The organism is Stenotrophomonas sp. STEN225 (assembly GCF_056756445.1).
In genome coordinates this window covers 71,797-97,894 of record NZ_JBRRBV010000017.1, presented here as the reverse complement: position 1 = coordinate 97,894, position 26,098 = coordinate 71,797, and the positions used below count along the sequence as shown (strand labels likewise).

Here is a 26,098-nt window from a genome sequence, read left to right as displayed (position 1 = left end):
TGGGCTTCGCCGGGCTGGCGCCGCGGAGGATGGAGGGGATGAGGGGGAACTGGCCCCGCGACACCGGCGCTATGGTACCGGGTATTCTCGGCGCGATCCATGTGGCTTTTGGTGGCCCCCCCCCCCGCCGGGCTTGGCCCGGCGCTACCCCCTGCCGGGCATGGCCCGGCGCTACCCCCGTCGGCATCCTCCGCCGGGCATGGCCCGGCGCGCGCCCTTCGGCGACCAACTGGTAGCGCCGGGCCATGCCCGGCGGTGAGGTATCAGATCAATCGAAGCCCTGCCCGGCCGGCAGCGCCTGCAGCGCGATGATGGCCGCAGCGAGCGCATCGACCTCGGTATCGCCAAAACCGGAGCGGACCTCCAGCTCGCTGCTGAACAACCCTTGTTCCAGCAACGCCGCACAGGTCTGTTCGTGGCTCCAGCCACGGGCAACCGCGACCCGCCGGATGCGTTCCAGCAGCAGCGGGTCCAGGTCCCGCAGCACAACATCAGCCATGCTCACTTCCCCGTTCGCAGGGCACCGCCCCCTCGGCGCGTCGGGGGCGATGATCCCGCAGACCGGGCGGGCAGGCAATCAGGCGGCCGGCGGTGGCCCGCGGTCGACGATGCGCGGCCACAGCCAGACCAGCAGCAGCAGGGTCGGCACCACGGTGACCGAGCTGAGGATGAAGAACGTGCTGTAGGAGGTGGCCTCGACGATGTAGCCCGACACACCGCCGACGAACTTGCCGGGCAGGTTGGCCAGCGAGACCAGCAGCGCATACTGGGTCGCGGTGAAGTTGCGGTCCGTCAACGACGACATGAAGGCGACCAGCACGGTGCCTGCAAAGCCCTGGAACAGGTTGTCGGCACTGAGGGCGGCATAGAACGCCCACAGCTTGCCCGGGTTGTGCGCCATCAGCAGAAAGGCCAGATTGGACAGCGCCACGCCCAGTGCCGCCACCAGCAGCATGCGCCGGAAGCCAAACGCGGCCACCGCGATGCCTCCCAGGAAGGCACCGCCGATGCCCATCCACACCCCGAACAGTTTGGAGACCGTGGCGATGTCGGCCTTGTCGAAGCCGGAATCGAGGTAGAACGGCCCCGCCATCACCCCGATCACCTGGTCAGGGAACTTGAACAGGCCGACAAAGGCCAGCAGCACCAGCGCCAATGCCACGCCGTTGCGGCTGAAGAAACTTGTGATCGGCTGGACGAAGGCTTCGGCGACATCGATGCGGCGCTGCACGGCGGTGGCGGGACGCTCCGGTTCGGCGCACAGCAGCGTGGTGATGATCGGCAGCAGCATCAGGGCGGCCATCGCCAGATACGCGATGACCCAGCCTTCAAACTGGGCCAGATACAGCGCGCCGGCACCGGCCAGGATCAGGCCGATCCGGTAACCCAACGTGTAGGTGGCCGCCAGCGCGGCCTGAGCGGTCTGCGGCGCGATCTCGATACGGTAGGCATCCACGGCCGAATCCTGGGTGGCGCCGGCAAAGGACGCCACCAGCACCCACATCACCAGGGGCCAGACGCCCTGTTCGGGGCGCACGAAGGCCAGCGCGATCAGTCCGACCAGCACCATGACCTGCGATATCAGCAGCCAGGAGCGACGACGGCCGAGCCGGCCCAGCAACGGGAAGGCATACCGATCCAGCAGCGGTGCCCACAGGAACTTGAGCAGGTAGAAGAAACTGGCCAGGCTGATCAGGCCGATGCTGCCCAGGTCCAGCCCCACATCGCGCAGGCGCGTGGACAAGGTCTGCGACGCGATCAGCAGGAACGGCAGGCCACTGCCGAAACCCAGCATGGCCATGGTCAGCGCCGACGGTGTACCGAAGGCGCGCTTGATTCCTGCCCAGCCCTTGTAGCTGACCGGCCTGGCCGCCTCGCTCACAGGTCGTAGTCCACGGTGAACGGGGCGTGGTCGGAGAAGCGCTCTTCGCGGTAGATCGAGCAGCCACGCAGTTTGTCGCGCAGGCCCGGCGTGATGAACTGGTAGTCGATGCGCCATCCCACGTTGTTGGCGCGGGCCGCCCCGCGGTTGCTCCACCAGGTGTAGTCCTCCCCGGTGGGATTGAGCAGGCGATACGCATCGGCCCAGCCACGACCGGCCGCCACGTCGGTGGCCTGGCCATGATCAGCGCACAGCGCGTTGAGCCAGTCGCGCTCTTCGGGCAGACAGCCGGAATTCTTCTGGTTGGACTTCCAGTTCCTGATGTCCAGCGCCGACCGCACGATGTTCCAGTCGCCACACAGCACGTAGTCGCGACCGCTGCGCGCCCACTCCTCCAGGATCGGCCGCAGCCACTCCATCACTTCGAACTTGAACCCCTGGCGCAGGTCGCCGGAGCTGCCGGACGGAATGTAGAAGGACACCACGCTGAGGTTGCCGAAGCGCGCCTCGATATAGCGCCCCTCATCGTCGAACGGCGCCCAGCCCAGCGAGGTGATGACCTGGTCCGGTTCCCGCCTGCTGTAGATCGCCACGCCGCTGTAGCCCTTCTTGGTGATGGCATCGCGGTAGAAGCAATGGTGTCCGTCGGGCCGGAACATCGGGTCGGTCAGCTGGTCTTCCTGGGCCTTGGTCTCCTGGAGGCACAGGACGTCGGCGTCTTGGGCGCGGAACCAGTCGAGGAAGCCTTTGGTCGCGGCGGAACGGATGCCATTGGCGTTGAAACTGATGATGCGCATGCGGGGGACCTACGGCGGGAAACCGGGCAAGCATACCGGTTGGCTGCTGGGCTGCGCAGTCCGGCGGACGCGGCCGGACGGCCCCCCGGAAGAGCGCCGACGAGCGCGGAAGGCCCGGCTGCATTAGGATTTGTGCTCCAAATGAAGATGAATCGAGTTTTGATGAGCGACCACCGTCACCGTTTCCTGCAGCTGGCCCTGACCGCCGACGCCCTGCGCTTCGGCCAGTTCACCCTCAAGTCCGGCCGGCTGAGCCCCTATTTCTTCAACGCCGGTCGCTTCGACTCCGGCTCGCTGCTGTCCCAGCTCGGCGCCTGTTATGCCGATGCCATCGACGCCAGCGGGGTCAAGTACGACGTGGTGTTCGGCCCGGCCTACAAGGGCATTCCGCTGGCCACGGCAATGGCCTGCGAGCTGGCCCAGCGTGGCCGCGACCTGCCGCTGTCGTTCAACCGCAAGGAAGCCAAGGACCATGGCGAAGGCGGCCAGCTGATCGGCGCCGACATGAATGGCAAGCGCGTGCTGATCGTCGATGACGTGATCACTGCGGGTACTGCGATCCGCGAAGCGCTGGCCATCATCCGCGCGGCAGGCGGCACTCCGGCCGGCATTGTGGTCGCTCTGGATCGCCAGGAGATCGCTTCGGAAGCCGATCGCCGCTCCGCGGCGCAGGCAGTGGCCGAGGAAGCCGGCATCCCGGTGATCGCAGTGGCTTCGCTGGGCGACCTGCTTGATTTCGCCTCGGGAAACCCGGAACTTGTCGGCTACCGGCAGCCGCTGGAAGCCTATCGGGCCCAGTACGGCGTCCGCTCCACACGCTGACCGCCAGGGGGAAGGTCGCATGTCCCGAATTCCTGCTGTTCTCTTCGCCGGCCTGCTGCTGGCCCTGCCGTTCACCGTGGCGGGGCAGTCGCGGGGTGGCGACAAGGTCGAGAAGAAGCTGTACTGCTGGAACGAGGGCCAGGAGCGGATCTGCAGCGATGCGCTTCCTGCCGATGCGGTCAACCACGCGCGCGACGAGTTCAATGCCCGCAGTGGGCTGCGCAATGCGCAGGTGCAGCGCGCGCTGACCGACGAAGAACGTGCCGCCGCCAGTACCGCGGCGGCACAGCAGCAGCTGGACCGGATGGCCGAGCAGACCCGCCAGCGCACCGAGCAGGCGATGCTGACCACCTACGGCAGCGAAGACGACCTGCGGCGGGTGTTCGCCGAGCGCCAGGAAGTGCTCGACAACAACCTCAAGACCGCCCAGTACAACGTGGCCAGCCTGCGTGAATCGCTGGTCGCGCTGCTGTCGGCGGCCGGCGACCGCGAGCTGGCGGGCGCCAAGGTGGGCGACCCGCAGGCCGAAGCGATCCGCCAGCGGCACGTACAGCTGCAGTCGCAGCAGCGCCTGCAGTCCGGCTTCCTGCAGCAGCAGCAGGCGTTGAAGGCGGAGATCGAAAGCACCCTGCAGCGCTATCGCGAGCTGAAGGGCCTGGCGCCGGCTGCCCCGGCTGGCTGAAAACGCTCCTGCCGCCGGGCATGGCCCGGCGCTACCCGTGGCCAGGTTACGGCCTGACGCGCGGAATTTATGCAGTCTTTACGCGCCGGCCCGGTCCGCCGGGTAGTGCGTTTACGGGGCGCAGGCCGACCATGACGGCCTGAGGTGGAGGGGTTCCACCAGGACGCAATTCCCATGTCCCCCTGGCTGTCGTTGGTGTGTGGCGTGCTGGTGCTGATCGCCGCCGCCTATCTTCTGTATGTCGTGCTGCGGCCCGAGTCGTTCTGAGCGGAGCCGGCCATGATTGAAATTCTTGTCATTCTTGCTGCCAGCGTCGCGCTGGCATGGCCGCTGGGACTGTACCTGGCGCGCGTGATGCGGGGCACGCCGATGAAGGTCGACGTGCTGTTCCGTTGGATCGAAACGCCGCTGTACAAGGTCTTCGGCGTCGATCCCGCACGCTCGATGTCCTGGCGTGGCTACGTGCTGGCATTCCTGCTCAGCAATGGGGTGGTGGCGGTGCTGACCTTGGCGGTGTTCATGACCCAGGCGTGGTTGCCGCTGAATCCGGACCAGATCCCGAACATGCGCTGGGACACCGCGCTGCACACGATGATCTCGTTCCTGACCAACACCAACCAGCAGCACTATTCGGGCCAGGCGCAGCTGTCCTACCTCTCGCAGATGACCGGGATCACTGGTCTGCAGGTGGTGACCCCGATGATGGGCCTGGCGCTGGCGGTGGCCACACTGCGCGCGCTGTTCGCGCCGGCGCCGCAGTCGGCCACAGGCAGCGCCGGCGATGACCGCCAGGTCGCAGTGGGCAACTACTACACCGACGTGGTGCGCCTGTGCGTGCGCGTCCTGTTGCCGCTGTGCCTGCTGTGGACACTGCTGCTGACCAGCCAGGGCGTGCCGTCGACGCTGGCGGCGGGGCCGCAGGCTACGCCGATCGATGCCTCCGCCGGCATGACGACGCAGAAGCTGCCGCTGGGTCCGGTCGCGGCGATGGTCGCCGCCAAGCAGCTGGGCGCCAACGGCGGCGGCTGGTATGGCCCGAACAGCAGCTTCCCGCTGGAAAATCCGACGCCGGTTTCGAACCTTCTCGAAGTGATCGGCATCCTGCTGGTACCGATGGCGGTGATCTTCATGATCGGGGCATTCACCGGGCGACGTCGCTTCGGCGCGCTGGTGTTCGTCTGCATGCTGGGAATGTCGCTGCTGTCCACCGGCGCCATGGTGTGGAGCGAAGGCCACAGTGCCAGTGCGGCCACGCCCCTGCTGATGGAGGGCAAGGAAGTACGTTTCGGCGCCGACGGCACCGCGTTGTGGGCGGCGGTGACGACGCAGGTGTCCAATGGCTCGGTGAACGGCATGCACGATTCGCTGGCCCCGCTGAGCGGTGGCATTGCCCTGGTCAACATGCTGGTCAGTGCGATCTGGGGTGGCATCGGCTGCGGCCTGCAGCAGTTCATCGTCTACCTGTTGCTGGGCGTGTTCCTGGCGGGGTTGATGACGGGCCGGACGCCGGAACTGTTCGGTCGCAAGCTGGAGACCCCGCAGGTGCGCCTGCTGGCCCTGCTGGTGCTGCTGCAGCCCATCACCCTGCTGGTGTTCACCGCGGTCACTCTGGCCGTGCCCGGCCTGGCCGGCACCTCCAATCCCGGCTTCCACGGCATCAGCCAGGTGTTCTACGAATACGTATCGGCCTACGCCAACAACGGTTCGGGCTTCGAGGGACTGGGTGATGCCACGCCGTGGTGGAACCTGAGCTGCTCGCTGGTGCTGCTGCTGGGTCGCTTTCCGCTGCTGGTGATTCCGCTGGTGGTTGCTGCCCAGCTCGCCGCCAAGCGGCAGGCACCGGAATCAGCGGGCAGCCTGCAGATCGAAACCCCGACGTTCGCCCTGACCCTGGTGTCGGTGATCGTCATCCTGACCGTGCTGCAGTTCATGCCGGCGCTGGTGCTTGGCCCGATCGCCGACCACCTGAGCCTGGGACTGCATTGAGGACACCCCCATGAGTAGCCACGCAACCTCAACCCGTAACCCGCTTGCGTCACGCCCTGCCCTGCTCGATGCGGCCGGCCTGCGCCGCGCACTGGTCGACGCCGTACGCAAGCTTTCACCGATGCATCTGGTGCGCAGCCCGGTGATGGCGGTGGTGATGGCCGGCACGATAGTCGCCGCGATCATCACCCTGACCGGCAACGCTCCACTGGGCTTCGGCCTGGCGGTGACCGCGATCCTGCTGGTCACCGTATTGTTCGGCAACTTCGCCGAGGCCGTCGCCGAAGCACGCGGGCGGGGCCAGGCCGCATCGTTGCGCCGTGCCCGCCAGGACCTGGTGGCGCGCCGACTGGCCGCCCCGCAGCCAGGAGCCGCAGAAACGCAGGTGCCGGCCGCCGAACTGCGCCCGGGCGACCACGTCATCGTCAGTGCCGGCGAGCTGGTGCCAGCCGATGGCGAGATCGTGCAGGGCCTGGCCACCATCAACGAAGCGGCGGTAACCGGCGAATCGGCACCGGTGCTGCGCGAAGCGGGTACCGATCGCTCCGGCGTGATCGGCGGTACCAAGGTGCTGTCCGACCAGATCGTCGTGCGTGTGACCGCCGAGCCGGGCCACAGCTTCCTGGACCGGATGATCGCGCTGGTGGAAGGCGCCAACCGGCAGAAGACACCGAACGAGGTTGCCCTGACCCTGCTGCTGGCGGCGATGACGCTGACCTTCCTGGTGGTGGTGGCGACATTGCCGGCCATCGGCGCCCATGTCGGCGTCCAGGTCGATCCACTGCTGCTGATCGCACTGCTGGTCTGCCTGATCCCGACCACCATCGGCGGACTGCTGCCGGCCATCGGCATCGCCGGCATGAACCGCGCCCTGGCGGCCAACGTGCTGGCCAAGTCGGGCAAGGCGGTGGAAGTGGCCGGCGACGTCGATGTGCTGCTGCTGGACAAGACCGGCACCATCACCTACGGCGACCGCCAGGCCAGCCACTTCCATGCGTTGGCCGGGATCGACGCCAGCCAGCTGCGCGACGCGGCCCTGTTGTCCTCGCTGGCCGACCCGACCCCGGAAGGCAAGTCGATCGTGCGCCTGGCACGCGAGCAGGGGTGCACCACCGCCGAGCCGGAGCAGGCCGTCTACCTGGCCTTCAGTGCGCAGACCCGCATGTCCGGCGTTGACCTTGCCCATGGCCGGCAGATCCGCAAGGGTGCGCTGGATGCGATCCGCAACCATGTGCAGGCGCAGGGAGGCGTGGTGCCGGCCGAGCTGGGCGGGCGCGTCGAACAGGTCGCCCGCAACGGCGCCACGCCGCTGGTGGTGGCGGAAGGTCGCCATGTGCTGGGCGTGATCGAACTGTCGGACGTGGTCAAGCACGGCATGCGCGAGAAGTTCGCACAGCTGCGGGCGATGGGCATCCGGACGGTGATGATCACCGGTGACAACCCGCTGACCGCGGCCGCCATCGCTGCCGAAGCCGGCGTCGACGACTACATCGCCGAAGCCCGGCCCGAGGACAAGCTGGCACGCATCCGCCAGGAACAGGCCGGGGGCCGTCTGGTGGCGATGGTCGGCGATGGCACCAACGATGCGCCGGCGCTGGCCCAGGCCGACATCGGGCTGGCCATGAACTCCGGCACGCAGGCCGCCAAGGAAGCCGGCAACATGGTCGACCTGGATTCGGATCCGGCCAAGCTGCTGGCGGTGGTGGAAGTAGGCAAGCAGCAGCTGATCACCCGCGGCGCGCTGACCACCTTCTCGCTGGCCAACGATGTCTCCAAGTACTTCGCGATCCTGCCGGCGCTGTTCGCCGCGGCGGTACCTGCGATGGCGGCGCTGAACGTGATGCATCTGTCGAGTCCGCGCAACGCGGTGCTGGCCGCGCTGATCTTCAACGCCCTGGTGATTCCCGCTCTGATTCCGCTGGCTCTGCGGGGCGTGCGCTTCCGCCCGGCCACGGCCACCGCGCTTCTGCGCCGGAACATGCTGGTGTACGGCCTGGGTGGCGTGCTGCTGCCGTTCGCGGCGATCAAGGCGATCGACCTCCTTCTTGTCCTGGTATCCGGCTCATGAACCGCTCTGCTTCCACTTCTTCTTCCCTTCCGCGCGAAGCAAAGGCCGCATCCCGCATGGCCCGCCTGCAGGACGACGCCAGCTGGCGCCCGGCGATCGGCCTGGGTGTGGCGACCCTGCTGCTGGCCGGTGCGGTCTACGCCGGCATCGCCACCGGTTTTGCCGGCCTGGCTTACCCGATGCAGGCCGAAGGCAGCCTGCTGCGCGATGGCAGCGGCCAGGTGCGTGCGTCGGCGTGGCTGGCGCAGCCGTTCGCTGGCGATGGCTACTTCCAGGCGCGGCCATCGGCCGCCAACTATGACCCGATGGCGGCGGCCGGCTCCAACCTGGCACGCAGCAACCCTGCGTTGACCGAGCGCGTCGCCGCAAGCACGGCTGCGGTCGCAGCGCGCGAAGGCGTCGCACCGGACCAGGTGCCGGCAGACCTCGTCACCCAATCCGGCGGCGGGCTCGATCCGCAGCTGACGCCGGCGGCGGCGCAGCTGCAGGTGGCCCGCGTGTCGCGTGCCCGGGGCCTGCCGGTGGAACGTGTGCAGGCGCTGCTGCAGGCCCACACCGAGGGACGCCAATGGGGTCTGTTCGGCCAGCCGCGGGTGAACGTGGTGACGCTGAACTTCGCGCTGGACCACGCAGCCGCCAGGCCGTGATGCGATCGTGCACCCGCTGCGCGCACAATGGCCGCCATGACTGACCTGCGAACCCGCCAGGCCGACGCCCTGGTGGAAGGCCTGCAACGCGAAGCCGGTGGCAAGCTGACGGTATTCCTCGGCGCGGCGCCGGGCGTGGGCAAGACCTACACGATGCTCAACCGCGCGCAGGAACAGCTGCGCCGGGGGGTCGACCTGGTGGTGGGTCTGGTGGAGACGCACGGCCGTGCCGATACCCAGGCGCTGCTGGAAGGACTGCCACGGCTGCGGCTGAAGGACGTGGCCTACCATGGCCACGCCCTGCAGGAAATGGACCTGGATGCCGTGCTGGCGCGGCGCCCGGCGCTGGTGCTGGTCGACGAACTGGCACATCGCAATGCACCGGGCAGCCGCCACGAGCGACGCTGGCAGGATGTCATGGAGCTGCTGGATGCGGGCATCGATGTCTGGACCACGGTCAACATCCAGCACCTGGAAAGCCTCAATGACGTGGTGATGCGCATCACCGGGGTGCGGGTCAGCGAAACCGTGCCGGACGGTGTGCTCGACCGCCTGCACGACATCGTGCTGGTGGACCTGCCGCCACGCGAACTGATCGCCCGCCTGCAGCAGGGCAAGGTGTACGTGCCGGAGCAGGCGGCACAGGCACTGCAGGCGTTCTTCTCGCCGGCCAACCTGACCGCACTGCGCGAGCTGGCCATGCAGGAAGCCGCTGATCGCGTCGACAGCAGCCTGCGCGAGACCCGTGCCGCACGCGGCGAGGGCAACCTGCCGCTGCGCCGCGGCGTACTGGTGGCGATCGATGGTGGCGGGCAGAGCGAGTATCTGGTGCGGGTCGCGCGCCGCATTGCCGAACGGCGCGATGCGCCGTGGACGGTGGTGACGGTGCAGGGACGACGCCAGGACGAAGCGACCCGACGCGAGATCGACGCGGCGTTCGCGCTGGCACGTCGCCTGGGCGGCGATGCCGAACTGCTGCATGGCTCCAGCATCGCCGATGCCCTGCTCGACCACGCCGCGCACAACGGTGTCTCGACCCTGGTGCTGGGCCGCACCCGCGAGCGGCCGCTGGCACGGATGTTCAACCGCACCCTGACCCAGCAGCTGATCCAGCGCGGTGCGCACTACGAGATCACCATCATCAGCACGCCGCAGGCACGTGCGCGTTCGCGCCGCGAAGGCCTGTTACCGCCGGCGCGCGGCATCAACCACGAACCACTGCAGGCCCTGCTCGCCACCGCGCTGGCCTGCCTGGTCGCGTGGCTGGTTGAACGCTGGGTGGGCATGGCCGACCTGTCGATGGTGTTCATCGTGGCGGTCGTGCTGGTCGCAGCCCGCACCCGCGCCAGCGTGGCGGTCATGGCCGCGATCCTGTGCTTCCTTGCCTACAACTTCCTGTTCATCGCACCACGCTTCACCTTCGCCATCGGCGCACGCCAAGGCGTGATCACCGTGTTCCTGTTCCTGGCAGCGGCACTGGTGGCCGGGCGCCTGGCATCACGGCTGCGCATGCAGGTGATCGCCCTACGGGCCGCCAACCGTCATGCGCGCGCGCGGCAGCAGCTGGGGCGACAGCTGGCCAGCGCTGCCGGCGATGGCGAGGTGGCACTGGCCGGCCGCCATGCGCTGGAGCAGGCGATGGACGTGCCGGCATGGCTGCGGATCGGCGTGGACACCACCGCCGGCGGCCGCACCCTGCCCGGCGACACCGACCTGGCTGCCGCCGACTGGGCACTGCGCCACGGCCAGCCCAGCGGGCGTTTCACCGATACGCTGGCCGGCGCGCAATGGTGGTTCCTGCCCCTGCTTGATGGCGAGGACCGTGCAATCGGCGTGGCCGGCCTGTATCTGCCAGGTGCACGCCTGCTGCCCGAGCAGCGCCAGCTCGCCGAAGCGATGGTGGACGACATTGCCCAGGCGGCATTGCGCACGCGGCTGGTGGCCGAGCTGGAGCGGGCGCACGTCAGCAACGAGACCGAGCGCCTGCGCTCTGCTCTGTTGTCTTCGGTATCGCACGATCTGCGCTCGCCGCTGGCGGCGATGATCGGATCGGCCGACAGCCTGGCCAGTTATGGCACGGCGATGGACGTGGCTGACCGCCGCGCGCTGCTGGACACCATCCTGGTCGAAGGCGAACGGCTGGACCGCTACATCCAGAACCTGCTGGACATGACCCGGCTGGGCCACGAAGGCCTGAAGATCAACCGCGACTGGATCGGGGTGGACGAGTTGATCGGGTCAGCCGCGCGACGGCTGCAGCGCTACCAGCCCAACGTGAGGCTGGAACTGGATATCCCGCCGACCCTGGCGCCGATCTGGGTGCATCCGGCGCTGGTCGAGCAGGCAGTATTCAATGTCATGGAGAACGCGGCCAAGTTCTCCCCCGCCGATGCCGCGGTACAGGTGCAGGCGCGCGAACTGGACGGCCAACTGCGCATCGACGTGATCGATGCCGGTCCCGGCATCCCCGACGAAGAGCGGGCACGCATCTTCGACATGTTCTACAGCGTCGAGCGTGGCGACCGTGGCCGCCATGGTACCGGTCTGGGCCTGACCATCTGCCAGGGAATGATCGGTGCGCATGGCGGCAGCGTGCAGGCGCTGCCGGGACGTGACGGTCGCGGTACCCTGATCCGCATCACCCTGCCCCTGCTCAAGCCAGCCTCCCACGATGAGCCCGACCCCGATTGATGCGAGCGTACCGGCCCCGCGCGTGCTGGTGATCGATGACGAGACCCAGATCCGCCGTTTCCTGGATATCAGCCTGCGGGCGCAGGGCTATCAGGTCAGGCAGGCCGCGACCGGCCAGGAAGGCCTGCAGCTGGCTGCCAGCGAGGACATGGACCTGGTGATCCTGGATATCGGCCTGCCGGACATGGAGGGCCACCAGGTGCTGGAGCAGCTGCGGCAATGGAGCCAGGTGCCGGTCATCATGCTGACCGTACGTGCCGGAGAAGCGGAAAAGGTGCGGGCGCTGGACAACGGTGCCAACGACTATGTGACCAAGCCCTTCGGCACGCAGGAACTGATGGCGCGGGTGCGCGCGCTGTTGCGGACACGCAGCGTGCCGACCGATGGCACGCCTCCGGTATTCGACGACGGCCATCTGCATGTGGACCTGGTGCGCCGGGAGGTGGCGATCGCGGGCGAACCGGTGGCGCTGACCCGCAAGGAGTACGCGCTGCTGTCGCTGCTGCTGCGCAATGCCGGCCGGGTGGTCACCCAGCCGCAGATCCTGCAGGAGATCTGGGGACCCACCCACCAGCACGACACGCACTACCTGCGCATCCTGGTGGGCAAGCTGCGGCACAAGCTGGGCGATTCGGCGCTGGATTCACGCTACCTGTTCACCGAACCTGGTGTCGGATTGCGGTTCAAGGGGTGAGGGTGTGCCGACCAACGGTCGGCACCCACACCCGGATCGATCAGAACCCCAGCGGCGTGTCGCCGACGATCGGCTGCAGCTGGCTGCGGAACAGTGCCTGGATGCGCTCCAGCGCCGCCTCGTCGTCGCCCTCGAAGCGCAGCACCAGTACCGGGGTGGTGTTGGAGGCGCGCACCAGTCCCCAGCCGTCGGGGAAATCCACACGCAGGCCGTCGATGGTCGACAGGCGTCCACCTACATACGGGTTGTCCGGCGACTGCGCTGCCGCCACCAGCATCGCCACCAGGGCGTGCGGCGTGCCCTCGGACACCGGCACCTTCAGCTCCGGTGTGGCCACCATCTCCGGCAGTCCGGACAGCACCTCATCCGGGGTTTCCTCGCGCTGGGCCAGGATCTCCAGCAGGCGCGCGGCGGCGTACAGCCCGTCATCGAAGCCGAACCAGCGTTCCTTGAAGAAGAAGTGGCCGCTCATCTCGCCCGCCAGCTCGGCGTCGGTCTCGCGCATCTTCGCCTTCATCAGCGAGTGCCCGGTCTTCCACATCAGCGGGCTGCCGCCGTTGCGCAGCACGTGGTCGGACAGCTTGCCCGTGCACTTCACGTCGTAGATCACCATCGCCCCGGGATTGCGCATCAGCACATCGGCGGCGAACAGCATCAGCAGGCGGTCGGCGTAGATGATCCTGCCCTCGCCGGTGACCACGCCCAGGCGGTCGCCGTCACCGTCGAAGGCCACGCCGAGATCAGCGCCAAAGCGTTTGACCGTCTGTACGAGGTCCTGCAGGTTGTCCGGCTCGCTGGGGTCGGGATGATGATTGGGGAAGGTGCCATCAACATCGCAGTAAAGCGGAATCACCTCGGCACCGATCGCTTCCAGCAGCTGCGGGGCCAGCGCACCGGCAACCCCGTTGCCGGCGTCGGCCACCACCTTCAGCGGGCGGTCGAGCTGCACGTCGTCGGCGATCCGCTGGATGTAATCGGCGCCGACATCGCGCTGCTGGTAGTCACCCGGTTCGGCCGCCTGCACCAGGCGGCCCTCGACGATGCGCTGGTACAGGCCGGTGATGGCATCGCCGGACAGCGTTTCGCCGCCGATGACGACCTTGAAGCCGTTGTACTCGGGAGGATTGTGGCTGCCGGTCACCGCCACGCAGGTGCCGGTACGCAGGTGGAATGCGGCGTAATAGACGACCGGCGTGGGCGCCAGGCCGATGTCGATGACCGCGCAGCCGGCACGGCGCAGGCCTTCGGCCAGGCCGGCTGCCAGCTCGGGGCCGGACAGGCGCCCGTCACGGCCGATCACCACCTCGCGCAGGCCCTGTTCCAGCGCAGCCGTACCGATGGCCTGGCCGATCAGCGCGGCGGTCTTTGCCGTCAGTTCGCTGCCCACCACACCGCGGATGTCGTAGGCCCGGAAGATGCCCGCTGCCAGCGCTTCCGCCGGGACCGGCGGCGGAGGTACCACTGTGGCGTCGGCGGCAGCTTCGGCGACCTGCGGTGGCGCCATCTGCAGGCTCTCGCGCAGCGTCGGGCCCTCATCCATCTCGACGGCGGACGTGCGCCGCGGCAGCGGCAGGTGCTTCGGCAGGCGGTCGCGACCGACCAGCAGCAGCACGGCGATGAAGGCCAGCAGCAGCGCGACGATGCCGCTGGCCAGCGCGCCCAGACCGAGCGGGCCGGGTTCGACGTTGGGCACGGCCGCTGCCAGCCGCAGCGGGGTGCCGGCAATCGGCCTGGCCTGCGCCTCGGCGATCTGCGCCAGGCCGGAATCGCCCTGGGTGACCAGATCGTGCGTGCCCTGGCGCAGGCCGAGGAAACCACTGGCAGGTGCGCGGATCTGATCCAGCGGCGCGGTCAGGCGCAGCAGCGGCTGACGGACGTAGACCACCGCCGCCCCCAGGCTGCCCAGTTGCACCGGCGCAGCCAGGCCGAGGCGGTTGCCTCCCCCATCGCGGACCACCCGCAGGCTCGGCCGGTCCTCGCCCAATGCCTGCTCCAGCAGGGCCAGGCGCGCATAGCCAAAGGTGGCCGGATCGGCGTAGGCAGCGGCCAGGTCGGCGCCCAGCACCTCCACCCGCTCCACGCCGGACCAGCTCTCGCGCAGGGCCAGCGCAGCGGCGGACGCATCGCCGGCCTGCAGCGCCTGCTGCAGGCGCTCGTTCTTCAACTGCTGCTGCAGCTGCTGCAACTGGCCACTGGCGGCCTGTTGCAGGCCCTGCACGGCCTGGTCACGCGCCTCTTCCAGCGCCTTGCCACCTGCCTCCTGGCGCCACTGCTGCACGGCGCTCCAGCCGAACCAGCCGGCCAGCAACACGAGCAGCACTGCCAGCAGCGGTGCGCTGCGCCCCAACGACCGTCCCTGCTGCCTTTCCCCGATGCCGCTCATCAATGTCCCCCGTCAACGCACCCCGGTATGGCCGAATCCACCCGTTCCCCGCACGCTGTCGGTGAAAGTATCCACCACCTGCAGGCTGACGCGGGCAATCGGAACCACCACCAGCTGCGCGATGCGGTCACCCGGCTCGATCGTGAAGGCCTCGCGGCCCCGGTTCCAGACGCTGATCAGCAGCGGACCCTGGTAGTCGGCGTCGATGAGGCCGGTGCCGTTGCCGAGGACGATGCCGTGGCGATGGCCCAGGCCCGAACGCGGCAGGATGACCGCGCACAGGTGCGGATCGGCAATGTGGATGGCCAGGCCACTGGGAACCAGCGCGGTATCGCCCGGCTGCAAAGTCAGCGCGGTGTCCAGTGCTGCGCGCAGGTCCATGCCGGCACTGGCCTCGGTGGCATACGCCGGCAGCGGCCAGCTGTCGCCGAAGCGCGGATCGAGCAGTTTGACCTGCAACGGTTGCGATGAAATCACCTGGGTCATGCCTGAAGCCTCCGCGCGATCAGCGCCAGCAGTTGTTCGGCCAGCTCGCGCTTGGAGGTCGCCGGGAATACCTGTTCGCCGTCCTGCCAGAAGGCCGTGGCGGCGTTGTTGTCACTTTCGAAGCCACCGCCACTGATGCCGACCTGGTTGGCGATCACCAGATCCAGGCGTTTGTCGACCAGCTTGCCACGCGCGTACTTCTCCACGTCGTGGGTTTCGGCGGCGAAACCGACCACCAGCTTCAGCGACTGCGTCTGCGCGGCCACCTCGGCCAGGATGTCCGGGGTACGCACCAGTTCGATCACCAGTGACTGGCTGTCGGCGGTCTTCTTCAGCTTCTGCGGCGCCACCTGCCGCGGGGTGTAGTCGGACACGGCGGCGGCACCGATATAGATGTCGGCCGGCAGCGATGAGAGCACGGCGTCGCGCATCTGTGCGGCCGAGCGCACATCGACGCGCTGCACGCCGACCGGCGTCGGCAGCTGCACGGGACCACTGACCAGCACCACCTGCGCCCCCATCGTCGCCGCGGCCGCGGCCAGTGCGAAGCCCATCTTGCCGCTGCTGCGGTTGCCGACGTAGCGCACCGGGTCGATGTCCTCGTAGGTGGGTCCGGCGCTGATCAGCACACGCAGTCCCTGCAGCGCGCGGGTTGCCGCGGGCGCGGCAGGCGCCACGGCACTGCCGTTGGCCGCCAGCGCGGCAACGATGTCACCCGGCTCGGCCAGCCGCCCCGGGCCGGACTCACCCTCGGCCAGCGGCCCGTCGACCGGTCCGATCACCTGCGCGCCCCGCTGGCGCAGCAGTGCGATGTTGGCCTGCGTGGCCGGATGCAGCCACATGCGATGGTTCATCGCCGGACACACGGTCAGCGGCGCGGTACTGGCCAGGCACAACGTGGTGACCAGGTCGTCGGCGTGACCATGGGCCAGCCGCGCCAGCAGGTCGGCGGTGCCCGGTGCGATCACGATGCGGTCGGCCCAGCGCGCCAGCTCGATGTGGCCCATGGCCTGTTCGGCGGCGCTGTCCCACAACGTAGTGCGGGGCGGCTGCCCGGACAGGGCCTGGAAACTGAGCGGGGTCACGAACTGCTGGGCGCCCGCAGTCATCGCCACCTGCACCAGCGCCCCGGCATCGCGCAGCCGCCGCACCAGTTCCAGGGCCTTGTAAGCCGCGATCCCGCCGCCGACACACAACAGCAGTTTCTGGCCTTCCAGCGCGCCGGCCGGCGCGGGGGATGCGTTGGGGGAGTCAGCCACCTGGAATTCCTGTGCAAACGAGGGCGCTAGCTTACCCGATGGTCGGTAATGTCCCGATGCACAGCGCACATAGCTGGCAGCTATCAGCAGATGGAACTTCCACTACCGCAGTTCCCGGGTTCACCCGCCGATGATTCGGAACTTTCCTATACCCGTGCCCGGGTCGGCTTTGCAGAATCGGTACTGGCCACCTCCGGTGCGCCGCTCCGCTTCCCCGAGGATCCCGCGTGCAACCGCGCATCATCATCGCCGACGACCATCCGGTTGTACTGCATGGCATCCGTATCGTGCTGGAGGCTCACCAGATGCAGGTGGCCGGCAGCGCGGCCGACGGTGCCCAGCTGCTCGACCTGCTGCAGCGTGAAACCTGCCATGCCGTCCTCACCGACCTGTCCATGCCCGGCGTCGGCCCCGACGGCCCTGCGCTGCTGGGCGCACTGCGCGAGCGTCATCCGGGCCTGCCGGTGGTGGTGCTGACCGGAGCGCGCCACCCGGGACTGCTGGACAGGCTGCTGCGCGAAGGCATCGATGGCCTGGTCGACAAATGCGCCGGCTTCGCCGAGCTGCCGATGGCGCTCGCGGCAGCCATGTCCGGCCAGGTCTTCGTCTCACAGCAGCTGCGTCATCACCTGCAGTCGCGCGACCTGCTGTTCCAGCGCACACCGGTCTCGCTCTCCGCGCGCGAGCAGGAAGTCCTGCAGCTGCTCGCCGAGGGCCTGAACATCAACGCCATCGCGGCCCGCTGCGGCCGCAGCCCGAAGACGATCAGCCGGCAGAAGGCCGAGGCCAAGCGCAAGCTGGGATTGCAGAGCAACCAGGAACTGTTCGACTACCTGAAGACCGTGCGCGATTGAGGCATCGGCTGACGGTCATCGGCGGCAAGCGCCGATGGGAGCGCCGGGCGCCGCTGGCGATGATGCAGGCATGCCCATCCATGACTGGCCTGAACAGGAACGTCCCCGCGAGAAGCTGCTGGCGCGGGGTCCCACCATGCTGTCCGACGCGGAGTTGCTGGCGCTGTTCCTCGGCTCCGGGGTCGGCGGCCGCGATGCCGTGCAGACCGCACGCGACCTGCTGCACGCGCACGGTCCGCTACGGGTGCTGCTGGACCGGCCTGCCGGCGAGCTGGCACGACTGCCCGGGCTGGGGCCGGCCCGCAGCTGCACCCTTGCCGCCGGCCTGGAACTGGCCCACCGGTACCTGGCCGCCGAACTGCAGCACGGCGAAGCAGTTGGCGACAATCCCGGGGCGGTGGGGCGCTACCTGCAGCACCGTCTGCGCGGGCAGGCCCGCGAACTGTTCCTGGTGCTGTTCCTGGACAACCGCCACCGGCTGATCGCGTGCGAGGAACTGTTTGCCGGAACCCTCACCGCAGCGGCGGTCTATCCACGGGAGGTCGTGCGGCGCGCCCTGCAGCTCAATGCCGCCGCCGTAATCATCAGCCACAACCACCCGTCCGGCGACCCGGAGCCATCGCCGGCCGACGCGCGCATCACCGAGGAGCTGCAGCAGGCCCTGGCCCTGGTCGACATCCGCCTGCTCGACCATTTCGTAGTGGGCGAAGGCCGCCCTGTTTCGTTTGCTGAACGTGGCCTGCTGGGCCAGCGCCAGGCCCGCCTGTTCGGCTGAGCCCCGGCCCCCCGACCGCCCCGGGGGGACCGCACAGGCAGGCAACGGTCAGCGTGGCCGCCGGCATCTGCGCTAAAATGGGCGATTCCGCCGCTCATTCTCACAGCAGGCCTCGTGAAAAATCTCCTCCGCGCCCTGATCAGCCAAGGCATCGAAGCCTTGCGCGCCAATGGCACCCTGCCCGCCGACTCCCTGCCGCCGGACTTCGTGGTCGAGCGCCCGAAGACCCGTGACCATGGCGACTTCGCCACCAACGCCGCGATGCTGCTGGCCAAGGCCGCGCGCAGCAACCCGCGCGCGCTGGCGCAGGCACTGGTCGAGGCGCTGCCGCGCAGCGAGGACGTCAGCAAGGTCGAGATCGCCGGACCCGGCTTCATCAACTTCCACCTGGCTCCGGCCGCGTACCAGCGCGAAGCCGCCTCGGTCATCAAGGAAGGCCACGACTACGGGCGCAACCTGTCCGGCAACGGCCGCACGGTGGGCGTGGAGTATGTGTCGGCCAACCCGACCGGTCCGCTGCACGTCGGCCATGGCCGCGCTGCGGCGATCGGCGACTGCGTGGCCCGCGTGCTCGACGCCAACGGCTGGAACGCCAAGCGTGAGTTCTATTACAACGACGCCGGAGTGCAGATCGAGAACCTGGCGCTGTCGGTGCAGGCCCGCGTCCAGGGCATCGGCCCCGACCAGGAGGGCTGGCCGGAAGGCGGCTACCGCGGCGAGTACATCGCCGATGTCGCGCGAGCCTACATGGCCGGCGCCAGCGTCGACCTGGAAGGCACCCTCGTGGTCGGCGCCAAGGATCCGCACGACATGCAGGCGATCCGCCGCTTCGCGGTGGCCTACCTGCGCAATGAGCAGAACCTGGACCTGGCCGCGTTCGGCGTCGATTTCGACATCTACTTCCTGGAAAGCTCGCTGTACGCCGATGGCAAGGTCGCGGAAACCGTGGCCAAGCTGCAGGCGTCCGGCCACACCTACGAGGAAGGCGGCGCACTGTGGCTGCGCAGCACCGACTTCGGTGACGACAAGGACCGCGTGATGCGCAAGTCCGACGGCACCTTCACCTACTTCGTCCCGGACGTGGCCTACCACCTGTCCAAATGGCAGCGCGGCTACGAGCGCGCGATCACCGAGCTGGGCGCCGACCACCACGGGTCGCTGGCGCGCGTGCGTGCAGGCCTGCAGGCGCTGGAAGTGGGCATCCCGCAGGGCTGGCCCGAGTATGTGCTGCATCAGATGGTCACCGTCATGCGCGGCGGCGAGGAAGTGAAGCTGTCCAAGCGTGCCGGCAGCTACTTCACCCTGCGCGACCTGATCGAAGAAGCTGGACGCGATGCGACCCGCTGGTTCCTGATCGCGCGCAAGCCTGATTCGCAGCTGACCTTCGACATCGATCTGGCCCGCCAGCAGAGCAACGACAACCCGGTGTTCTACGTGCAGTACGCGCATGCCCGCGTGTGCAGCCTGCTCCGCCAGGCGCAGGAGAAGGGCCTGGCCTATGACCAGGGCAGTGGCCTGGGTCAGCTCGTGCGCCTGGCCGATGACGCCTCGCTGCTGCTGATGAACGAGATCTCGCGCTATCCGGAAGTGGTCGAAGCCGCCGGCGTGGCGCTGGAGCCGCATCTGGTGGCGCAGTACCTGCGTGAATTGGCGCATGCCTTCCACACGTGGTATCACGGGACACCGGTGCTGGTGGACGACGCCGACGATCGCAACGCCAAGCTGACGCTGGCCTGCGCGGCGCGTCAGGTGCTGGCCAATGGCCTCGACCTCCTGGGCGTGAGCGCCCCGGAAAAAATGTAAGCATCAGGAGACGCAGTACACATGGCAGCACGACGCGGCAAAAACCAGGCACGACGCAACAGCAGCAGCCAGGGCACCCCGGGATGGGTGTGGCTGGTCGCCGGTGTGGCCATCGCCGCCGTGGTGTTCCTGGCGGCGCCGAATCTGTTCAAGGGCGAGGGCGATGGCTTCCTGCGCGCCGGTCCGCAGCCGAACCCGAACGCGCAGCCGGCGCCGGTCGCCGATGCCGACAGCGATGTCGGCACGCAGCCGGCCGCACAACCGGCCACGCCGAAACCGGCCGAAGCCGAGAAGCCGGCGGCGACCCAGTACGACTTCTACACCCTGCTGCCAGGCAAGGAAGTGGAGATGTCCGATGCCGAACTGGCTGCCAGCACCCGCGCCGAGGAACAGCGCCGGGCCAAGGCCGAAGCGCAGCGCGCGCAGGCGGCGCTGGAAGGCAAACCGGTCCCCGCAACGCCGGCACCGACCGCGACGGCCAGTGTCGCCAGCACGGCACCGGTGACCGCGACCAGCCGTCCGCTGCCTGCCCCGCTGAGCGAACGCCCGGCAACGGCTGCACCGGCCACGACCAGTCCGGCGGCGACCAGCACGGCATCGACCGCGCAGGCCGCCCGCGTGGACGCGCCGCCGGCCGCCGCTGCAGCACCGGCCGTGGCCGGCGACAACGCGCGCTACATCCTGCAGGCAGGTGCGTTCGGCGCCTCCGGCGACGCCGAGGCCACCAAGGCCAAGCTGGCGATGATGGGCCTGGCGGCACGGGTGGAGTCGGCGCAGATCAATGGCAAGACCGTGTACCGCGTGCGCATGGGGCCCTACGGCAGCGCCGGTGAGCTGTCCGAAGCCAAGCAGAAGCTGGATGGCACCGGCCTGCAGGCGATGGCGATCAAGGCACAGTGATCGTTCGGGTCTGAACGGAAGAAGCCGGGCATTGCCCGGCTTTCTTTTTTTGGGCCCCGCAGGGCCGACCCACGCCGGGCGGCCCTGAAGGCACGCAGGTCAGCCCTCGCGCGCGACCTGGAAGCCGGCGAACGACTGGCTGACCGGCATCAGTTCCAGGCGGTTGATGTTCAGATGCGGCGGCAGGCTGGCAACCCAGAAGATCTGCTCGGCGATGTCCTCGGCGGTCATCGGGTTGGCGCCGGAATACAGCTTGTCCGACGCGGCCTGGTCACCGTGGGTACGCACCACCGTGAACTCGGTCTCGGCCATGCCCGGCTCGATGGTGGTCACACGCACGCCCGTACCGTGCAGGTCCGAACGCAGGCCCAGCGAGAACTGGCTGACGAACGCCTTGGTACCGCCATACGCGTTGCCGCCCGGGTACGGGTAGACACCGGCAACCGACGAGATGTTGATGATCGCACCCCTGCGTTCGACCAGCTGCGGCAGCAGGCGGTGGGTCAACGTCACCAGGGCGGTGATGTTGGTATCGATCATCGTCGTCCAGTCCTGCAGGCTGGCGCTCTGCGCCGGAGCGGTGCCCTGCGCGAGACCGGCGTTGTTGACCAGCAGGTCGATCTCACCGAATGCGGGGGGCAGCGCCAGCAGCGCCGCTTCCATTGCGATCGGATCGCGGACATCAAACGCCGCTGCGTGCACCACGTCCTTGCCATAGCGCTCGACCAGCGGTTGCAGGCGATCGCTGCGACGGCCGGTGGCGATCACCTTCCAGCCTGCCTGGGCGAAGCGATGGACGGCGGCGGCGCCAAACCCGGACGTGGCGCCGGTAATCAGGACGGTGCGGGACATCAGGCAACTCCGTGGAGGATCGAGACCCCCATTCTGGCACCGTCGGCCGGACCCTGCCTTGCCTGATCGGTCTTCGCGCCGGGCACACTCAGCGCAGGCGGAACACGCGGGCCTTCGGCAGATCCTCGTCGACCTGCAGGAACCAGCGGCCGGCGATGCCCGGGATCACTTCGATCTGCGGCGCCTGGAGGGCCCTGCGCAGCTTCATCTGTCCCTTCATCACCTGCCATTGCTGTCCGTTGTCGAGGGTGAACACCGTGCCGGGGGCCCAACCGGCCACCTCCCCCACCACGCGTGCGCTGACCGGGCCTTCTTCCAGCCCCAGGTGCATGGCGGCCGGCGCCGGAACATTCGCAGGCAGCGGCGCGCCGGCGGGGGCGGCCGTGACCGCGGAAATGGCAGGCGACGCGGCCTCTGCCTGGCGCAGCACGCGGTTCAACGCCTGCAGCTGGGCCGGGCTCAGCCCCACTTCGGCCAGCTGGGCCGCAGTGAGCCGCTGTTCGACCGGAACAAAACGGTCCTGGGCATGGGCGGCAACACTGCTGGCCGCCAGCAGGAGGAGAACGAGGTACCGGCGCATCGGAGGAGGTCTCTACGGAACAGCGCTCACGATGCTTCAATCCGGTGACAATCCGGTGACAACGGCCGGACCGCTACAATGGGCCATGATCAACAATGATGTACTGCGCAGCGTGCGCTACTCCCTGGACCTGGGCGACCATCACGTGGTGGCCCTGTGCCAGCTGGCCGACCCGACCTTCGCGGTGGATCTCGAGCAGGCCAGGGCGTGGCTGCGGCGCGAGGATGAAGCCGGCTTCGTGCCGATGGACGACAGTACGCTGGCGCACTTCCTGGATGGCCTGATCGTGCACCTGCGCGGCCGCGACGAGAGCCAGCCGCAGCGCGCCGTGGAAACCCGCGTCGACAACAACCTGGTGCTGAAGAAGCTGCGCGTGGCGTTCCAGCTGCGCGACGTCGATCTGATGGACATCTTCGCCAGCGCCGGCTTCAAGGTATCCAAGTCCGAGATCGGGGCGCTGTTCCGCCAACCCGGACATGCCAACTACCGACGTTGCCTGGATCAGATGCTGCGCAACTTCCTCAAGGGCCTGAGCCAGCGCCTGCGCGGTTGAGCCGCGCGGTACCGGCCCATGGGTGGCCGATACCGTCGTGGCGGCGCCGGCCCGCTAGAAGCTGCCCTGCAGCGCCAGTTCCCAGCGCCCGCCCGCGTTGCCCGGGAACAGGCGTCTGGCCGCGGTATCGGTGTCATGCACGGTGGCCCGCACTTCCCACGCCGGAGCCAACGTGGCGATGGCGCTGAGCTGCCCGTGCAGGTAATCCGGCCCCTGCGCGGCCGTCAGCCAGTAGTGGCCCACGGCCGCTTCAAGCCGGATGCGCTCGTGCAGCGGCAGGCGCACGCCCAACTGTGCGTAGGTACCGCGATGGCCACCGCCCAGGGCATCGCTGGAATGCGCGACCTGCAGCCAGGTCCGCTGCTTCCAGCCCAACGTGGCAGCGAACTCTGTCCAGTCCAGCGCGCGGGCTGTCCCCGGATACACATAGCGGGTCAGGTTGGCGTCCAGCGTCCAGTCCGCGGCCGGTGTGCCGGACCAGCCGGCCACCAGATCGAACTCGCTGCGTGCGCCGTTGTCCGGCTTGAACGATACGTTCGAGCCCCACGCGCTGGCATACCACCCGGACGCGAGCGCGAACTTCGCTCCGGCCTGCACCGCCGGGTCGCCGTCACTCTGCGAACTGCCCCGCCAGACGTAATCGCTGGTCAACGTGGCGTTGCCGCTCACCTGTGCCTGCGCGCTGCCCACGCCCAGCAGTCCCGCCAACGCCGCGGCCAACGCAGCGATCATTCCCTTGCTGTCCACTGCACATCATTCCTCATCCAATGGCGGCTCAACCGCCGGGACGGCAGTGTCGATGGCAGGGCCGTAACGGTTCGATGGCGCTACCGTGGCCGGGGCGCAAAATCAGCGTAAAACCGCTTGGCAGTGGCGCGGTATGATGGCCGCCTGTTTCCAGGAAACCACCCATGGACGCCATCCTGACGCCGGTATCGATCGGCGAGCTGATCGACAAGATCACCATTCTCGAGATCAAGGCCGAACGCATCGGCGATGCCACCAAGCTGGCCAATGTGCGGACGGAGCTGGACGGCCTGCTGCCGTTGCTGCAGCAGCAGCTGCAGGCACAGCCGGCACTTGCCGCGCTGAAGCAGCAGCTGAAGGCCATCAACGAGCGCATGTGGGACATCCAGGACCAGCTGCGCGACAAGGAAGCGGCACAGGTGTTCGATGATGCCTTCGTCCAGCTCGCGCGCGGCGTGTACGGTACCAATGGCGAGCGCGTGCAGGTCAAGAACGAGATCAACCGCGTTGCGGGGTCGGCACTGGTCGAAGAGAAGCAGTACCAGGGGGAATAAGCCCGGGTTTCAGCCGCATTCGAGCAGGTGGCGGATGCGGAACAGCTCGCCGTCGCTGCGGATGCCGAGCTTCTGGTAGGCGGCTTTTTTCTGCGAGCTGACCGTGCTTGCGGAACGGCCGAAGCGCTGCGCGACTTCGCCGGTGCTGCAGCCTTCCAGCACCAGGCGCAGCACCTCGCGCTCGCGGCGGCTGAGCGGCATCAATGAGGGCATGCGGCGCGCCCGCGAGCGGCTCAACTGCGGGCGCAGTTCCGGCGGCACGAACCGCCCACCCCGGGCCACCACCTCCACAGCCCGCAGCAGCACGCGCGGTGCGGTCGCCTTGGACAGGAAGCCGCGCGCGCCGGCCTGCATGGCCGTCACCACCGTGCTGGCGTTGCAATGGGCTGAAAGCACCAGCACCGGCAACGACGGCCACTGCTGCGACAGCGTGCGCAGCAGTTGCAGGCCAACCCCCTGGTCACCCAGCGGAAGGGCATCGATCACCAGCAGATCGACACAACCGGGCTGCTGATGCAGCAGCGACAGCAGGTCGGCTTCATTGGCGAAGCTGCCACGGACCTGCAGACCGCTGTGCTCACACAACAACACTTCCAGGCCCAGCCGCAGCACCGGATGCGGATCCAGCAGCGCCAGGCGGCGCAGCTTCCCGGTATGCGGGGTGGCGGGGGCGGGCGGCATCAGTCGGATCCGGCGGAAGTGGATGCCCACCGTAGGTCGCGCCCTGCAACGGCGGAATCCAATTCGTTGCAATGCAGCATCGACTGCGCAGCCGCAGTCAGATTTCATTTCGGTTGGGTGGAACGCAACAGGCCCGGCAGATGCCGGGCCTGTCGATGCACGCAGGGCGCAGAGCGCCTGCAGCGATTACCAGCTGAAGCGCGGGCCGACGGTGTATTCCTTGTCACCGTCGCGGTTCATCTTGAGCTCGCCGTTCAGGCCCCAGTTCTGGTTCAGCTTCACCTGACCACCCAGGCGGCCGTACCACTCGCCTTCCGGATTGATGCCGCGCTTCTTCGAGAAGTCTTCGTAACCAACCATGCCGTAGACTTCGGCGTGGGCACCGAACGCGGTGCGGATGCCGGCTTCAGCGCTGTAGCCGTTGAAATCCAGGCCATGCTCCAGGTCACGCTTCTGGTACGCCACGCGTGCCACGAAGTCGGTCGACGGTGCGATTTCCTGGTTGTAGCCGACACCGACCTTCCACTGGTCCAGCTTGAGATTGGTGTGGTCGATTTCCTGGCGGCTGTAGTCACCGAAGGCGTGGAAGTTCGGCAGGAAGCCGTAGGAACCCTTCACGCCCCAGCCGTCGGCCTTGAACGCGTCGATGTCGGTCTTGGCGTAGTTGGCTTCAGCATAGTTGTAGGACAGGTTCTCGGCAGCCGAGGCGGAGAACGGCAGGGCAGCAGCCAGCGCCAGGGCAATCAGCGAATTCTTCATGGGGGTACACCTTTACTTTCTTATGGTGAGCAGCAGCGCGGAAGCGCCGTCGCATCGGGAATGTAAATTCTCCGTTATTCGCCACAACGCACCCTGAAAACAGCAACCTTCGCATTGCTGAATTTTCTGGCTTGATTCAGGCGGTCTCTGGCATACGCGCGGCGCGCGGGTACGTCCTGAATGCTTCGATCGCGGCCGTGTCGATCTGCGGCGCCCTGGTTCGTCGAACAGAAGAAGGCCGCACATGCAGTGCGGTCCATCACGGAGGCAGGCAATGAGTTACATCGATGGTTTCGTTCTGGCGGTTCCCACCGCCAACAAGGAAAAGTTCCTCGCCCATGCACGAAGCGGCGACGTGGTCTTCATCGAGTACGGGGCGCTGCGCGTGGTCGAGTGCTGGGGCGATGACGTGCCGCATGGCAAGACGACGGACTTCTTCGGCGCAGTGAAAGCGACACCGGAAGAGACGGTGGTGTTTTCCTGGATCGAGTGGCCTGACAAGGCCACCCGTGATGCGGGCATGCAGAAGATGATGGAAGACCCGCGCCTGGACCCCGCGAAGAACCCGATGCCGTTCGACGGTGCGCGGATGATCTATGGCGGTTTCACACCCATCTACGAACTGACCCGCTGACGCCTTCGC

At 68.1% G+C, this 26,098-nt stretch carries 26 protein-coding genes; 15 read left to right on the top strand and 11 right to left on the bottom strand.

What is annotated here, in order from left to right:
• Window positions 1-268: 268 nt before the first annotated feature.
• From ACVOJ1_RS15890 to ACVOJ1_RS15880, 3 genes are all read right to left on the bottom strand, one after another.
• On the bottom strand, window positions 269-499 hold the full coding sequence (locus ACVOJ1_RS15890) for a hypothetical protein (protein ID WP_053516488.1): 231 nt from the start codon (window positions 497-499) through the stop codon (window positions 269-271).
• Between the two features lie 78 nt (window positions 500-577).
• Complete coding sequence (locus tag ACVOJ1_RS15885) at window positions 578-1,882, bottom strand: AmpG family muropeptide MFS transporter (RefSeq protein WP_065181996.1); 1,305 nt, start codon at window positions 1,880-1,882, stop codon at window positions 578-580.
• Window positions 1,879-2,679 (bottom strand): exodeoxyribonuclease III, encoded by an 801-nt coding sequence (locus ACVOJ1_RS15880; RefSeq protein ID WP_053516492.1) that lies wholly within the window; start codon window positions 2,677-2,679, stop codon window positions 1,879-1,881. Before ACVOJ1_RS15880 ends, ACVOJ1_RS15885 begins: the two co-directional genes overlap by 4 nt.
• Before the next feature lie 162 nt (window positions 2,680-2,841).
• Between ACVOJ1_RS15880 and pyrE the strand changes: the two genes are divergently transcribed.
• The 8 genes from pyrE (at window position 2,842) to ACVOJ1_RS15840 (ending at window position 12,269) form a co-directional block, all read left to right on the top strand.
• Window positions 2,842-3,501 (top strand): orotate phosphoribosyltransferase, encoded by a 660-nt coding sequence (pyrE, locus tag ACVOJ1_RS15875; protein WP_065174233.1) that lies wholly within the window; start codon window positions 2,842-2,844, stop codon window positions 3,499-3,501.
• 19 nt (window positions 3,502-3,520) lie between these two features.
• Window positions 3,521-4,183 carry a hypothetical protein gene (locus tag ACVOJ1_RS15870; protein ID WP_065174232.1) on the top strand — a complete coding sequence of 221 codons (663 nt, stop codon included), beginning with the start codon at window positions 3,521-3,523 and terminating at the stop codon, window positions 4,181-4,183.
• Window positions 4,184-4,357: 174 nt separating this feature from the next.
• Complete coding sequence (locus tag ACVOJ1_RS15865; protein ID WP_053516498.1) at window positions 4,358-4,450, top strand: potassium-transporting ATPase subunit F; 93 nt, start codon at window positions 4,358-4,360, stop codon at window positions 4,448-4,450.
• Window positions 4,451-4,462: 12 nt separating this feature from the next.
• Window positions 4,463-6,169 carry a potassium-transporting ATPase subunit KdpA gene (kdpA, locus tag ACVOJ1_RS15860; RefSeq protein WP_065181998.1) on the top strand — a complete coding sequence of 569 codons (1,707 nt, stop codon included), beginning with the start codon at window positions 4,463-4,465 and terminating at the stop codon, window positions 6,167-6,169.
• A gap of 10 nt (window positions 6,170-6,179) precedes the next feature.
• Entirely contained in the window at window positions 6,180-8,237 is a 2,058-nt protein-coding gene (gene kdpB, locus ACVOJ1_RS15855) for a potassium-transporting ATPase subunit KdpB (RefSeq protein ID WP_346480626.1), read from the top strand.
• Window positions 8,234-8,884 (top strand): potassium-transporting ATPase subunit KdpC, encoded by a 651-nt coding sequence (kdpC, locus tag ACVOJ1_RS15850; RefSeq protein ID WP_346480625.1) that lies wholly within the window; start codon window positions 8,234-8,236, stop codon window positions 8,882-8,884. Before kdpB ends, kdpC begins: the two co-directional genes overlap by 4 nt.
• A 36-nt stretch (window positions 8,885-8,920) precedes the next feature.
• Entirely contained in the window at window positions 8,921-11,575 is a 2,655-nt protein-coding gene (locus ACVOJ1_RS15845; protein WP_111186504.1) for a sensor histidine kinase, read from the top strand.
• Window positions 11,556-12,269: a response regulator transcription factor gene (locus ACVOJ1_RS15840; protein WP_053516504.1), complete on the top strand. Its 714-nt coding sequence runs from the start codon at window positions 11,556-11,558 to the stop codon at window positions 12,267-12,269. Before ACVOJ1_RS15845 ends, ACVOJ1_RS15840 begins: the two co-directional genes overlap by 20 nt.
• 40 nt (window positions 12,270-12,309) lie before the next feature.
• On the opposite strand, the gene ACVOJ1_RS15835 is transcribed toward ACVOJ1_RS15840, so the two are convergent.
• The 3 genes from ACVOJ1_RS15835 to coaBC are packed head-to-tail and all read right to left on the bottom strand — an operon-like array spanning window position 12,310 to window position 16,397.
• Complete coding sequence (locus tag ACVOJ1_RS15835; protein ID WP_262218904.1) at window positions 12,310-14,652, bottom strand: phosphomannomutase/phosphoglucomutase; 2,343 nt, start codon at window positions 14,650-14,652, stop codon at window positions 12,310-12,312.
• A 12-nt stretch (window positions 14,653-14,664) separates the two neighbouring features.
• Window positions 14,665-15,138, bottom strand: coding sequence for a dUTP diphosphatase (dut, locus tag ACVOJ1_RS15830; protein WP_053516506.1), 474 nt, complete (start codon window positions 15,136-15,138; stop codon window positions 14,665-14,667).
• A complete protein-coding gene (gene coaBC / locus ACVOJ1_RS15825) occupies window positions 15,135-16,397 on the bottom strand; it encodes a bifunctional phosphopantothenoylcysteine decarboxylase/phosphopantothenate--cysteine ligase CoaBC (RefSeq protein WP_346480624.1) in 1,263 nt (420 codons plus the stop codon). The genes dut and coaBC overlap by 4 nt, the downstream gene beginning before the upstream one ends.
• Before the next feature lie 227 nt (window positions 16,398-16,624).
• On the opposite strand from coaBC, the gene ACVOJ1_RS15820 reads away from it, so the two are divergent.
• The 4 genes from ACVOJ1_RS15820 to ACVOJ1_RS15805 all read left to right on the top strand — a co-directional run bounded on the left by ACVOJ1_RS15820 (window position 16,625) and on the right by ACVOJ1_RS15805 (window position 20,729).
• The gene (locus ACVOJ1_RS15820; protein WP_053516509.1) at window positions 16,625-17,251 is read left to right on the top strand and encodes a response regulator; all 627 of its coding nucleotides are present in this window, start codon (window positions 16,625-16,627) and stop codon (window positions 17,249-17,251) included.
• 70 nt (window positions 17,252-17,321) lie between these two features.
• On the top strand, window positions 17,322-18,026 hold the full coding sequence (gene radC / locus ACVOJ1_RS15815) for a RadC family protein (RefSeq protein ID WP_065174506.1): 705 nt from the start codon (window positions 17,322-17,324) through the stop codon (window positions 18,024-18,026).
• Between the two features lie 114 nt (window positions 18,027-18,140).
• Window positions 18,141-19,829 carry an arginine--tRNA ligase gene (argS, locus tag ACVOJ1_RS15810; protein WP_346480623.1) on the top strand — a complete coding sequence of 563 codons (1,689 nt, stop codon included), beginning with the start codon at window positions 18,141-18,143 and terminating at the stop codon, window positions 19,827-19,829.
• Window positions 19,830-19,850: 21 nt separating this feature from the next.
• Window positions 19,851-20,729, top strand: coding sequence for an SPOR domain-containing protein (locus tag ACVOJ1_RS15805; protein WP_065174226.1), 879 nt, complete (start codon window positions 19,851-19,853; stop codon window positions 20,727-20,729).
• 99 nt (window positions 20,730-20,828) lie between these two features.
• On the opposite strand, the gene ACVOJ1_RS15800 is transcribed toward ACVOJ1_RS15805, so the two are convergent.
• Together ACVOJ1_RS15800 and ACVOJ1_RS15795 are read right to left on the bottom strand one after the other, a co-directional pair.
• Window positions 20,829-21,581, bottom strand: coding sequence for an SDR family NAD(P)-dependent oxidoreductase (locus ACVOJ1_RS15800; RefSeq protein WP_065174225.1), 753 nt, complete (start codon window positions 21,579-21,581; stop codon window positions 20,829-20,831).
• A gap of 88 nt (window positions 21,582-21,669) precedes the next feature.
• On the bottom strand, window positions 21,670-22,161 hold the full coding sequence (locus ACVOJ1_RS15795; RefSeq protein ID WP_053516522.1) for a hypothetical protein: 492 nt from the start codon (window positions 22,159-22,161) through the stop codon (window positions 21,670-21,672).
• Window positions 22,162-22,246: 85 nt separating this feature from the next.
• On the opposite strand from ACVOJ1_RS15795, the gene ACVOJ1_RS15790 reads away from it, so the two are divergent.
• Entirely contained in the window at window positions 22,247-22,714 is a 468-nt protein-coding gene (locus tag ACVOJ1_RS15790; RefSeq protein ID WP_346480622.1) for a YehS family protein, read from the top strand.
• A 54-nt stretch (window positions 22,715-22,768) separates the two neighbouring features.
• On the opposite strand, the gene ACVOJ1_RS15785 is transcribed toward ACVOJ1_RS15790, so the two are convergent.
• A complete protein-coding gene (locus ACVOJ1_RS15785) occupies window positions 22,769-23,461 on the bottom strand; it encodes a TorF family putative porin (protein WP_065174222.1) in 693 nt (230 codons plus the stop codon).
• Between the two features lie 164 nt (window positions 23,462-23,625).
• Here ACVOJ1_RS15785 and ACVOJ1_RS15780 point away from each other — a divergent pair, with 164 nt between their 5' ends.
• The gene (locus tag ACVOJ1_RS15780) at window positions 23,626-24,015 is read left to right on the top strand and encodes a DUF6165 family protein (RefSeq protein ID WP_065174221.1); all 390 of its coding nucleotides are present in this window, start codon (window positions 23,626-23,628) and stop codon (window positions 24,013-24,015) included.
• Between the two features lie 9 nt (window positions 24,016-24,024).
• Here ACVOJ1_RS15780 and ACVOJ1_RS15775 read toward each other — a convergent pair whose 3' ends face one another.
• Together ACVOJ1_RS15775 and ACVOJ1_RS15770 are read right to left on the bottom strand one after the other, a co-directional pair.
• Complete coding sequence (locus ACVOJ1_RS15775) at window positions 24,025-24,696, bottom strand: response regulator transcription factor (RefSeq protein WP_053516559.1); 672 nt, start codon at window positions 24,694-24,696, stop codon at window positions 24,025-24,027.
• 186 nt (window positions 24,697-24,882) lie between these two features.
• A complete protein-coding gene (locus tag ACVOJ1_RS15770; protein WP_053516527.1) occupies window positions 24,883-25,455 on the bottom strand; it encodes an OmpO family porin in 573 nt (190 codons plus the stop codon).
• A gap of 274 nt (window positions 25,456-25,729) precedes the next feature.
• Here ACVOJ1_RS15770 and ACVOJ1_RS15765 point away from each other — a divergent pair, with 274 nt between their 5' ends.
• Window positions 25,730-26,089 carry a DUF1428 domain-containing protein gene (locus tag ACVOJ1_RS15765; protein WP_053516528.1) on the top strand — a complete coding sequence of 120 codons (360 nt, stop codon included), beginning with the start codon at window positions 25,730-25,732 and terminating at the stop codon, window positions 26,087-26,089.
• Window positions 26,090-26,098: the final 9 nt, after the last annotated feature.